The organism is Polaromonas sp., from assembly GCF_049790275.1.
GTDB lineage: Bacteria > Pseudomonadota > Gammaproteobacteria > Burkholderiales > Burkholderiaceae_C > Polaromonas.
In genome coordinates this window covers 1-11,629 of the sequence record NZ_JBAQYR010000090.1, presented here as the reverse complement: position 1 = coordinate 11,629, position 11,629 = coordinate 1, and the positions used below count along the sequence as shown (strand labels likewise).

At 65.0% G+C, this 11,629-nt stretch carries 7 protein-coding genes and 1 pseudogene; 7 read left to right on the top strand and 1 reads right to left on the bottom strand.

The window, feature by feature from the left end; translation table 11 throughout:
* Positions 1-175 precede the first annotated feature (175 nt).
* Together WA904_RS12190 and WA904_RS12185 are read left to right on the top strand one after the other, a co-directional pair.
* Positions 176-2,305, top strand: coding sequence for an adenylate/guanylate cyclase domain-containing protein (locus WA904_RS12190; RefSeq protein ID WP_425197386.1), 2,130 nt, complete (start codon positions 176-178; stop codon positions 2,303-2,305).
* A 45-nt stretch (positions 2,306-2,350) separates the two neighbouring features.
* A complete protein-coding gene (locus WA904_RS12185; protein WP_425197385.1) occupies positions 2,351-2,860 on the top strand; it encodes a DUF1993 domain-containing protein in 510 nt (169 codons plus the stop codon).
* Between the two features lie 340 nt (positions 2,861-3,200).
* On the opposite strand, the gene WA904_RS12180 is transcribed toward WA904_RS12185, so the two are convergent.
* Positions 3,201-4,181 carry a LysR substrate-binding domain-containing protein gene (locus WA904_RS12180; RefSeq protein ID WP_425197384.1) on the bottom strand — a complete coding sequence of 327 codons (981 nt, stop codon included), beginning with the start codon at positions 4,179-4,181 and terminating at the stop codon, positions 3,201-3,203.
* A 183-nt stretch (positions 4,182-4,364) separates the two neighbouring features.
* Here WA904_RS12180 and WA904_RS12175 point away from each other — a divergent pair, with 183 nt between their 5' ends.
* From WA904_RS12175 to WA904_RS12155, 5 genes and pseudogenes are all read left to right on the top strand, one after another.
* A complete protein-coding gene (locus tag WA904_RS12175) occupies positions 4,365-5,243 on the top strand; it encodes an alpha/beta hydrolase (protein WP_425197383.1) in 879 nt (292 codons plus the stop codon).
* Between the two features lie 35 nt (positions 5,244-5,278).
* The gene (locus WA904_RS12170) at positions 5,279-6,508 is read left to right on the top strand and encodes an efflux RND transporter periplasmic adaptor subunit (RefSeq protein WP_425197382.1); all 1,230 of its coding nucleotides are present in this window, start codon (positions 5,279-5,281) and stop codon (positions 6,506-6,508) included.
* A 30-nt stretch (positions 6,509-6,538) separates the two neighbouring features.
* A complete protein-coding gene (locus WA904_RS12165) occupies positions 6,539-9,781 on the top strand; it encodes an efflux RND transporter permease subunit (protein WP_425197381.1) in 3,243 nt (1,080 codons plus the stop codon).
* 28 nt (positions 9,782-9,809) lie between these two features.
* Positions 9,810-11,210, top strand: a complete 1,401-nt coding sequence (locus tag WA904_RS12160; protein WP_425197380.1) for an efflux transporter outer membrane subunit — start codon at positions 9,810-9,812, stop codon at positions 11,208-11,210.
* Between the two features lie 292 nt (positions 11,211-11,502).
* Positions 11,503-11,629 (top strand): annotated as a pseudogene (locus WA904_RS12155) (tRNA dihydrouridine(16) synthase DusC); the annotation flags it as partial.

Genomic DNA, 11,629 nt, shown 5'->3' with positions numbered 1-11,629 from the left:
GGGCGCTGGTGCTGGGCGGGGTCACGCTGGTCCAGCGCCTGCGGGGCCGGTCCGCGGCCTGAGCGGGAGCGGGCGGCCGGAATGGCCATAATGCAGGCGGGCAGGCGGGGCCGCGCAACGAGGGCTTCCTCCGATAAAAAAACACCAGCTCGCGGGGCGAGGAGGACGTCACATCATGGCTTATCCCGGAAAATTTGCGCTGCGCCTGCGGCCCAGCATCGTGGTGCTGTTCCTGTTGCTGTCGCTGCCGCTGTTCATCGCCACGGTCTGGATCAACTACGCCACCAATGACAGCATTGCGCGCGACACCGCCCATCAGCTGATAGAAAAAGCACGTTTCGAGACCATCACCAGTTCGACCGAACTGGTGGACCCGATCAAGTCGCTGGTCAAGGTGGCGGCCAGCCTGGGGGAAGCCGAGCCTGAATTTTTCCGCCAGGAGCGGGCTGCTTCCTACATGACCGAAATGCTGGCACACAGCAGCAACATCAGCAGCGTGTATGCCGCATTTGACGACGGCTCCTTCCGCATGAGCCTGGTGTTGCCGCCTGGCGGCCGCATCCAGGACAAGGCGCTGCCCGCGGGGGCACGGCTGGCGACGCGCTGGCTGGACCGCAAGGGCGGCGGCCCGGCGCAGGACCGTTATGTGTTTTTCGATGCACAGGGCCAGCCGGTGGGCCGTTCCGAGGCGGCGGCCGTCTACGACCCGCGCGTGCGCCCCTGGTTCAAGGACTCGGTGGCGGCGGGGCGCAGGCTCTCCGTGTCCGACCCCTATATCTTTGCGACCACCGGCCTGCCCGGCATCACCATTGCCATGCCGTTTTTTGCCGGCGGCAAGGTGGCCGGTGTGGTGGCGGCGGACATCACGCTGGACAGCCTGTCGAAGTTTCTCGCGTCGCGCCCGGTCAGCCCGAATTCGCTGAGCCTGATCGTGGATGACGATGACCGCATCATTGCCCATCCGGACGCGAGCCAGGCGATCCGGCGCGAGGACGGCAAGCTGCTGCAGAACAGCCTGTCGCGCCTGTCGAGCAAACTGCCGGCGCTGGCCATGGCGTCGCGGCCCGACAAGGACAGCGAGCGCTTCACCTTTGTCGACGCGCACAGCGGCAGGGAGTACGTGGCGATGTTTGCGAAATTCCCGCCCACCGTGGGCAAGGCGTGGCGCGTCATGATCATCGCGCCGCTGGCCGATTTTTCGCGCAAGTGGACGGAGAACAACCGCAAGGTGCTGATTTTCGGTGCGATTGCGGTGGCCTTGCAGGTGGTGCTGATCTACTTTCTGTCCATGCTGATTGCCAGGCCCATCGAGCAGCTGGAAAAGAAGGTGATCGATGTGCAGAATTTCGTCTCCAGCCCTTCCCGGCGGATTCATTCCCGCATACCGGAAATCAGCTCGCTGATCCGCGCGGTGAACACGCTGGATTCGACCATCCACGCCTTCTCGGCCTTTGTGCCCAAAGGCCTGGTGCAACAGCTGCTGAGCTCGAACCAGCGGCTCGAACTGGGCGGCAGCAGCCGCTTCCTGACAATTTTCTTTTCCGACATCGAATCCTTTTCCGCCCTGGCCGAGACCAGCCCGGCGCAGGAGCTGCTGCTGCGGGTGTCGGCCTACCTGGAAGCGGTGACCCGCGCGGTCAACCACGAGCAGGGCACCATCGACAAGTTCATCGGCGACGGCGTGATGGCGTTCTGGGGCGCGCCCGCCATTCTCAAAAACCATGCCTACCACGCGTGTGTGGCCGCCCTGCGCGTGCAGGCCAGCATGCGCAAGCTCAACCAGCAGTGGCTGCTTGAAGGCCTGCGGCCGCTCAACGTGCGCATCGGCATCCACAGCGATTCAGTGTTGGTCGGCAACATCGGCTCGGCCGAGCGCATGAGCTACACGGTGATGGGTGACGGCGTGAACCTCGCCTCGCGGCTGGAAGGCGCGAACAAGGAGTTCGGCACGCAGGTCTGCATCAGCCAGACGGTGTTCAAGGAAGCGGGTGAGCAGCTGTGGCTGCGCCCCATCAACGTGGTGACCGTCAAGGGCCGGCGCTCCGACATGGAAATCTACGAGCTGGTGGGCATACGCGGGGGCGATCCCGAACTCGAGGCTACGCCCGAGCAGATCCGCCTGTGCGTGCTGACGCAGCACGCCTATCAGGCCTTCAGCCAGGGCGACCTGGCCACAGCCCTGCACCGCTATACTGAAATTCAGCGCGAGTACCCCGCCGATCCGCTGACCCATGCCATGGTGGCGCTGTGCCGCCAGCCGCAGGAGGCAAGCCGGTCCCTGGGTCTGCAGGACCCGGCTGTTTGACCGGCCCGGCGCTTAGTTTTTCCATTTTCTTTTCAGGATTGATCCATGACGCTTTCGATGTACCAGGCTTCCGTTCCCGTTTTCAAGCAGATGCTGGGGGGCCTGAGCGGCGTTCTGGCCAAGGCCGAGGCGCATGCCACTGCGCGCAAGATCGAGCCCACAGTCCTGTTGCAGGCACGCCTGTACCCCGACATGTTTGCCCTGCTGCGCCAGGTGCAGGTGGCATGCGATTTTGCAAAAAGCGTGTCGGCCCGTATCGCCGGTGTGGAAGTGCCCAGCTTTGAAGACAAGGAAGCAAGTTTTGCGGATCTGCAGGCGCGCATTGCCAAAACCCTGGCGTTCATCGACAGTCTGGCCGCAGCGCAGATCGACGGCAGCGAAGAGCGCCGTATCGTGACGCAGGCCGGCACGCCCAAGGAAAAGGTCTTCACCGGCCAAGCCTACCTGCTGAACTACGGCTTGCCCCATTTCTTTTTTCACACCACCGCGGCCTATGCCATCGTGCGCCACAGCGGCGTGGAAATCGGCAAGAAGGACTACCTCGGCAGCTATTGAGGAGGTGGCGCCGGGTGCCCGCTGTTCACGCGGGCTTACTTGTTGCGCTCAGGCCAGCCGGAACCCGGCCTGGCTGAGGGTCTCGGCCAGGGGGCGGCCGTTTCATCCAGGTGATTTTGCGAGCCTTCGGCAAAAGGCCAGCCCTTGCTCGGGGTTCCGGACGGCTTTTCTTTTTCTGCCTGTCCGGACCGAGGCCGTGTGTCGCGCTCATTGCGGGCGTTGCGGGGGGCATCAGGCCGGGCCATGGAGTCTCCTTCAATGAAGGAACGAATTTAGTCCTCTTGTGCAGTGCGGCATGTAAGACGTGCCCGCGTCTGCTGTAGGACCAGCCTGCAGCAGCTCATGCCGCCAGTGCGACGGGTGCCGCCGGGGCTGCCAGTGCGTGTTGCGCCGGGAGCGTCAGGGTGCTCTTGCGCTGGATCAGGTCGTGTTTGGCAAACAGGTCGGCAATCCAGTCCACAAAGACCCGCACCTTGTTGCTGAGGTGGCGGTTGGGCGGGTACACCACATGGATGGGTTTGGCCTCCGAGCACCAGCCGCCGAACACCGGCACCAGGGCCCCGCTGCTGATGTGGTGCTGCACCAGGAAAGTGAGCGTCTGCAAGACACCCAGGCCTGCCAGCGCGGCGGCCACGCCGGCATTGGAGTCGTTGACGGCCAGCATGTGGCGTCCGCTCACCTGCACTTCTTCGCCGTCCCTGCGCAGCTCCATCGGGTACAGGCGGCCCGTGCGCGGTGAGATATAACGCACCAGGGTGTGGCCGTTGGCCAGCTCGTCGGGGTGTTGCGGTGTGCCGTGGCGCTTGAGGTAGGCCGGTGTGGCGCAGGTGATGAGGTTGAACTCACCAATGCGCCGCGCCACCAGCGACTGGTCCTGCAGCTCGCCGCCGCGCACCACGCAGTCCACGTTTTCGCCAATGATGTCGACGGGCCGGTCGCTCACCCCCAGCTCGATCTGGATGTCGGGATAACGGGCGTAAAAATCGGGCAGGGCCGGAATGATGACCGCCAGGCCGAGCGAGGAGGGTATGTCGATCTTGAGCCGGCCGCGCGGACTGGCTTTCGCGCGCGACATGCTCGACTCCAGTTCTTCCATGTCGCCGAGCAGGCGGCCGGCGCGCTCGTAATAGGCCGCGCCATCGGCCGTTACCGTGACCTTGCGGGTGGTGCGGTTCAGCAGCTTGGTGTCCAGCTCTTTTTCCAGGGTCTGGATCAGCCGCGTCACGGTGGCCTTGGGCATGCCGATGGAGTCGGCGGCCTTGGTGAAGTTGCCCGCTTCCACAACCCGCACAAACGCCTGCATGGCAGAAAACTTGTCCATTCAAAAAATCCTGTTCAGTAGGGCCAGGCCCTAGGGATGCGAAGAATAGTCGGAAACGCAGGCGATTTCGGCGTTGATTGTTCCATTTATGAAACAAAGTATATGCAGAATGCCTCTTTATTGAGGGGTTGATCGAGCTTATCTTCTGCTGCATTGCAACAACAAAACCGCTTGCGGTCCCAGATGATGACAAGCCAGCACCTCGCCAGCCACGGCACGCGGAAAGCCCCGCTCTTCAGCGTGGACAAGCAGATCCCGCTTGCGCAGGGACCCCTGGCAGCGCGCTTTTATGGCCGCCGGCAGGGTGACCAGGTGTCTCCGCTGGTGCTCCACTTCCACGGCGGGGCTTTTGTCGGTGGTTCCCTGGAAGGCGGTTCCTGCGTCGCAGGCCTGCTGGCCGAGGCCGGTGCAGTGGTGATCTCGCTGGACTACCCGCTGGCGCCGGCCCATCCTTTTCCCCAGGCCGTTGAAACGGGTTACGCTGCCTTGTTGTGGGCCTGGAAGTCCAGGCACAAGCTGGCGGGCCACGATGCTCCGGTGTTCCTGGCCGGTGAAGAGGCCGGTGGCAACATCGCCGCAGCCGTGTCCCTGATGGCCCGCGACCTGCAGGAGCCGGCGCTTGCCGGGCAAATCCTGCTCTCGCCCATGCTCGACCCCTGCATGGCCACGGCCTCGCTGCGCGACGCCAAGGCCGGCCCGGTCGGTTGCATCTGGGCTGATGGCTGGCACGGTTACCTGGCCCGCATGGAAGACGCTTCCCACCCCTATGCCGCGCCCGGTGCGGCGTTCCGCCTGACCGGGCTGCCGCCTACGTTGCTGGTCACCGCGCAGGACGATCCGTTGCGCGACGAAGTGCTGGCTTATGCGGGCCGCCTGCGGGCCGCCGGGCTGGTCGCGCATGACGCGATCCTGCCCGCACCCACCGGATGGCCCTGCAGCTACCAGGACCCTGACAGCCGCGCGTCGGCCTGGGGGCCGGTGGTGCTGCAGCAGTTCCGCGATTTTCTGGCCAGTCCGGCGAGCGGGCCGGCCGCGCACCCCACCCATTCTTCGGCTTCCTGACTCCGCATTTTTTTGATTTTTTGAGGGATATTTCCATGCAATCGATTCGTTCAAGCAACAATAAAAAACGCCTGGCGGCCGTCACGCTCGCCGTGCTGGCGCTGGCCGGCATTTCTGCCGCTGTTTTTGGGGTGCCTGGCTCCCGGGCGCAGGCCCAGGGGTCGGCCGAGCCCGCCGCAACACCCGTGTCCGTGGCCACCGTGGTGCAAAGCGAGGTGGCTGGCTGGGAAGAGTTTTCCGGCCGGCTGGAAGCCGTCGAGCGTGTGGACATCCGCTCGCGTGTTGCCGGCACCATCCAGGCGGTGCACTTTCGCGAAGGCGCGCTGGTCAAAAAAGGCGAGCTGCTGCTGACCATCGACCCGGCGCCGTATGCCGCCGAAGTGGCACGTGCCGAGGCCCAGGTGGCTGCCGCGCAGGCCCGCGTGGCGCAGGCAAAGGGAGAGTATGAGCGTTCGCAGCGCCTCTGGAACGAGCAGGCGATTTCGCGCCGCGAGTTCGACGAACGCACCAACGGCAAGGGCGAGGCCGAGGCCAACCTGCGTGCGGCGCAGGCGGCACTGCAGACCGCGCAGCTGAGCCTGGGCTACACGCAGCTGCGCGCGCCGGTGGCCGGGCGTGTCGGAAAGCTGGAAGTGACTGTGGGCAACCTGGTCGCGGCCGGTCCGGGTGCACCGGTGCTGACCACGCTGGTGTCGGTGAGCCCGATTTACGCGAGTTTTGATGCCGACGAACAGGTGGTGGCCAGGGCACTGAAGGAAGTGCAGTCCGGCGGCTCCGGCGGGCGCCAGCTGGAACGCATCCCCGTGCAGATGGGTACGGCAGCCAGCACCGACACGCCGTTTGAAGGCAAGCTGCAACTCGTCGACAACCAGGTGGACGCCAAAAGCGGCACCGTGCGCGCCCGCGCCGTGTTCGACAACAAGGATGGCCAGCTGATGCCCGGCCAGTTTGCGCGCATCCGCATGGGCCAGGCCACGAAAGGCATGGCGTTGCTGGTCAATGAACGTGCCGTCGGCACCGACCAGAACAAGAAATTCGTGATGGTGGTGGGCGCCGACAACAAGGCGGCGTATCGCGAGGTCACGCTGGGTGCCTCCGTCAACGGACTGCGTGTCGTCAAGGACGGCCTGGCCGCCAACGAGCGCATCGTCGTCAACGGTCTGCAGCGCATCCGCCCGGGTGCGCTGGTGGCGCCGCAGCCGGTGGAGATGTCGGCCAAGGCGGAACTGCAGGCCAGGCCCGTCCAGGTCGCGGCCGGGTCATGAGGCTTTGACATTTGAACAAGAAGAATTGCCATGAATCTTTCCAAGTTTTTTATTGACCGGCCGATTTTTGCCGGCGTGTTGTCGCTGCTCATGCTGATTGCCGGCCTGGTGGCGCTGCGCGGCCTGCCGATTTCCGAATACCCGGAAGTCGCGCCGCCTTCCGTGGTGGTGCGTGCCCAGTACCCTGGCGCCAACCCCAAGGTGATTGCCGAAACGGTGGCGATGCCGCTGGAGGAATCGATCAACGGCGTCGAAGGCATGCTCTACATGGGCAGCCAGGCCACCACCGACGGTGTGATGACCCTGACGGTGACCTTCAAGCTCGGCACCGACCCGGACAAGGCGCAGCAGATGGTGCAGAACCGCGTCTCGCAGGCCGAGCCGCGCCTGCCCGAAGAGGTACGCCGGCTCGGCGTGACGACGGTCAAGAGCGCGCCCAACATCACGATGGTGGTGCATCTGGTCTCGCCCAACGACCGTTATGACATCAACTACCTGCGCAACTACGCGGTGCTCAATGTCAAGGACCGGCTGGCGCGCATCCAGGGCGTGGGCCAGGTGCAGATCTTCGGCGGCGGCGACTACTCGATGCGGGTCTGGCTCGATCCGCAAAAAGTCGCGCAGCGCGGCCTGTCGGCCAGCGACGTGGTGGCGGCGATCCGCGGACAGAATGTGCAGGCGGCCGCCGGCGTGGTGGGTGCATCACCGGGGCTGGCGGGCGTGGACATGCAGCTGTCGATCAATGCGCAGGGCCGGCTGCAAAACGAGGAAGAGTTCGGCGACATCATCGTCAAGACCGGTGCCGACGGCGCGGTGACGCGGCTGCGCGATATCGCCCGCCTGGAACTGGGCGCCTCCGAGTACGCCCTGCGTTCGCTGCTGAACAACAAGCCGGCCGTCGGCATGGGCGTGTTCCAGGCGCCGGGTTCCAACTCGCTGGAGATTTCGAACGCCGTGCGCCAGACCATGGACGAGCTGGCGAAGAACATGCCCGAAGGCGTGGAGTACCGCATCGCCTATGACCCGACGCAGTTTGTGCGCGCGTCGATCAAGTCGGTGATCACGACCCTGCTCGAGGCCATCGCGCTGGTGGTGCTGGTGGTGATCCTGTTCCTGCAGACCTGGCGCGCTTCCATCATCCCGCTGCTGGCCGTGCCGGTATCGGTGGTGGGTACTTTTGCCGTGCTGCACCTGCTGGGCTTTTCGATCAACGCGCTCAGTCTCTTCGGGCTGGTGCTGGCCATCGGCATTGTGGTGGACGACGCCATCGTGGTGGTGGAAAACGTGGAGCGCAACATCGAGGCCGGGCTCACGCCGCGCGAGGCGACTTACCGCGCCATGCGTGAGGTGTCCGGGCCCATCATCGCGATTGCGCTGGTGCTGGTGGCGGTGTTTGTGCCGCTGGCCTTCATCAGCGGCTTGACCGGTCAGTTTTACCGGCAGTTCGCGGTGACGATTGCGATCTCGACCGTGATCTCGGCGATCAATTCACTGACACTGTCGCCAGCGCTGGCGGCCCTGCTGCTTAAAAGCCACGATGCGCCGAAAGACGCGTTGACGCGCGGCATGGACAAGGTGTTCGGCCGTTTCTTCGCCGGCTTCAACCGCCTGTTCGGCCGCGGTGCGGCCGGCTACAGCACCGGTGTGAAAGGCGCGATCTCGCGCAAGACCCTGATGCTGGTGATGTACCTGGTGCTGGTGGGCGCGACGGTCGGGGTGTTCAAGCTGGTGCCCGGCGGCTTTGTGCCGGCGCAGGACAAGCAGTACCTGATCGGTTTTGCGCAGCTGCCCGACGGCGCCACGCTGGACCGCACCGAAGACGTGATCCAGCGCATGGGCGAGATCATGAAGAAGAACCCGAATGTGGAAGACGCGATTGCTTTCCCGGGCCTGTCGATCAACGGCTTCACCAACAGCTCGAACTCGGGCATCGTTTTCGCCACGCTCAAGCCCTTTGCCGAACGCAAACAGGCCGACCAGAGCGGCGGGGCCGTCGCGGGCCAGCTGAACGGGGCCTTCTCGGGCATCCAGGACGCCTTCATCGTGATGTTCCCGCCTCCGCCGGTCGAGGGCCTGGGCACCACGGGCGGCTTCAAGCTGCAACTCGAAGACCGCGGCTCGCTGGGCTACGACGCCATGGACGGCGCGGTGAAAGCCTTCCTTGCCAAGGTGGCGCAGGCACCGGAGATTGCCGGCACCTTCACCAGCTGGCAGGTCAACGTGCCGCAGCTGTACGCGGATATCGACCGCACCAAGGCACGCCAGCTTAATGTGCCGGTGACCGATATTTTCGACACCATGCAGATCTACCTCGGCAGCCTGTACGCGAACGACTTCAACAAGTTCGGCCGTACCTACAGCGTGCGTGTGCAGGCCGACGCGCCTTACCGCGCGCGTGCCGAAGACGTGGGCCTGCTCAAGGTTCGTTCCACCACCGGCGAGATGGTGCCGCTGTCGGCACTGATGAAGGTGCAGCCCAGCTTTGGCCCCGAGCGTGCGATGCGTTACAACGGCTACCTGTCGGCCGACGTCAGCGGCGGGCCTGCACCGGGTTATTCGTCCGGCCAGGCGCAGGAGGCGATTGAACGCATCGCGGCCGAGACGCTGCCCAAAGGCATCAGCTACGAGTGGACCGAGCTGACCTACCAGGAGATCCTGGCCGGCAATTCGGCGGTGCTGGTGTTCCCGCTGGCCATCCTGCTGGTCTTTCTGGTGCTGGCCGCGCAATATGAAAGCCTGACGCTGCCTATCGCGATCATCCTGATCGTGCCCATGAGCCTGCTGGCGGCGATGACCGGGGTCTGGGTCTCGGGCGGTGACAACAACGTCTTCACGCAGATCGGGCTGATGGTGCTGGTCGGGCTGTCGGCGAAAAACGCCATCCTGATCGTGGAGTTTGCGCGCGAGCTTGAGTTTGCCGGACGCACGCCGGTGCAGGCTGCGATCGAAGCCAGCCGCCTGCGTCTGCGGCCCATCCTGATGACCTCGCTGGCCTTCATCATGGGCGTGCTGCCCCTGGTGCTGTCCACCGGTGCGGGCGCCGAGATGCGCGCTGCCATGGGTGTGGCGGTGTTCTCCGGGATGATCGGCGTCACGGCTTTCGGTCTGTTCCTCACGCCCGTCTTTTATGTAGCCCTGCGCCGCCTCACCGGCAACCGCCCGCTCAAGCTGCACGGCGAAGTGCCGCATGTGGAAGCCTTTGCAGGCAGTTCGGCCAACGGTGGCGGAGCGCTGCATGCGCAACCTGCCGCCGCCCTCAAGCACCACGAATAACCATGAGTCCCATCCAGGAGTTATCACCATGAGCCGCCTTCGTTTTTCCGCCCGTTCCGCGCTGGCACCGCTGCTTGCAGCGCTGGTGCTGGCCGGCTGCGCCACCAGTCCGGCGCCCATCGATCCTTCCAGCCTGCCGGTGACGCCCACCCTGTTCCGCGAAAGCGAGGCCGTGGCCGCCTCGCCCGCGGCGCCTTTCCAGGTGCAGTGGTGGAAGGTTTTTTCCGACCCGACCCTGGACCGGCTGGTGGACCAGGCCACACGCAGCAACAACAGCGTACAGGTGGCCGCCGCCCGGCTCGCACAGGCCCGTGCGATTGCGGGTGCCACCCAAGCCAGCCGTTCCGTGCAACTGGGCCTGGGTGCGGGTGCGGTGCGCCAGACCGACGCCAACGCGAACAACCAGCCCAAAACGGTGGTGAGCGTGGGCGCCAACCTGTCCTACGAGCTTGACCTGTTCGGCAGATTGTCGGGCGCATCGGACGCTGCTTCGCTGGATGCTGCCTCCCGCGAAGCATTGCTGCGCAGCACGCGGTTGCTGGTACAGGCCGACGTGGCCCAGACCTATCTGAACCTGCGCGCGCTTGACACTGAACGGGCACTGATGCGCGACACGCTGCAGGCCTATCGCAATACCCTGCGCCTGACCGAAGTGCGCTTCAGGGAAGGTGATGTGGCAGAACTCGATGTAGCGCGTGTGCGTACCGAAGTCGCGTCGACGGAATCGGAAGCCCTGGCATTGGACCGGCAGCGTGCCGGGCTTGAACATGCGCTGGCTGTGCTTGTCGGCGAGGTGGCCTCCAGTTTCCAGGTGGCACCGGCGGAATGGACCACCGCCTTGCCGGTGATCCCGGCCGGTGTGCCGAGCACGGTACTGGTCCGCCGGCCTGATGTGTCTGCCGCCCAGAGCAGCATGCAGGCCGCGCAGGCGCGTGTCGGTGTGGCCAAGGCTGCCTGGTTCCCGGTCTTCTCGCTGACGGCCAATGGCGGTTATGCCGCGCCCGAGATCGGCGACCTGTTCAAGATGTCCACCCGCGCCTGGGGCGTGGGTGCCTTGCTCTCACTGCCGATTTTTGACGGCGGCCGGCGCGAGGCCGGTGTGCAGGGCGCCAACGCCGAACTCGACATGGCGCTGGCCAGCTACCGCGAGCAGGTCCTGGTGGCCTTCAGGGATGTGGAAGACCAGCTCTCGGCGCTGCGCCTGCTGGCCGAGCAGTCCGAGGCGCAATCCCGCTCGGTGGCCTCCAGCAGCCGTGCCACCGTGCTGTCGGACTCGCGCTACCGCAACGGGCTGGTCAGCCAGCTGGAGCTGCTTGATGCGCAGCGCAACGAGCTGCGCAACCGCCGGCAGGCCTTGCAGGTGCGTGCTGCGCAGTACGTGGCCACGGTCGGGCTGATACGGGCGCTGGGGGGCGGCTGGAATTCTTGAACACCCCTGTTGAGGCTCACTTCGTGTAGCCTCCTCTCCCCTTGCAGGGGACAGGCGCCTGCGGGCCGGCGAAGCCGGACCCGCGGCCCCCCGCTGGAATTTTGCTGTGGTGCTACGTAATTAATAGCTGCTTGCGCCCGTGGTTATTGGGCTGGAATCGGTTTTTGTCATGAAAAAAAGGACAAGCCGCTCTTCCGGCCAGTGCGCACCGGCCTTCTGTTAAAACAGCTGGATCGTGTTTCAGCCTGCTCCTGCCCATCTTCTCCCGGCGAAGACCATCCTGCTCGCCCCCATGGAGGGCTTGCTTGACTTCGTGCTGCGCGACATCCTGACGCGGGCTGGCGGCATTGACCGCTGTGTGTCCGAGTTCATCCGCATCACTGACCAGTTGTTGCCGGAGCGTGTGTTCACGCGCATCG